Here is a 262-nt window from a genome sequence, read left to right as displayed (position 1 = left end):
AGTGCGTCTGCGACGGCATCAAGTTCGCGCTGCGTGTACCGGCTGATGTCGGTGCCTTTCGGAAAGTATTGACGCAACAGACCATTCGTATTCTCGTTGGTCCCGCGTTGCCATGGGCTTTGAGGATCGCAGAAGTAGATCTCCAGACCCGTATCGATTCGAAGTTGCACGTGCTGGGCCATCTCTGCGCCTTGATCCCATGTGAGCGATCGCCACAAGTGCTCAGGCAATAACACGATCTTCGCAGCTATGGCATTGCGGA

At 55.3% G+C, this 262-nt stretch carries 1 protein-coding gene; it reads right to left on the bottom strand.

Annotated features, from left to right (window positions below; translation table 11 throughout):
* Positions 1 to 262 (bottom strand): IS30 family transposase (locus ACRXB1_RS37680; protein ID WP_449494975.1); only part of this gene is annotated, 262 nt, incomplete at both ends.

The sequence above is a fragment of the Caballeronia sp. M23-90 genome, assembly GCF_053574605.1.
Note: the sequence above shows the minus strand (reverse complement) of the source record. Positions and strands in the feature narration are given on the sequence as shown.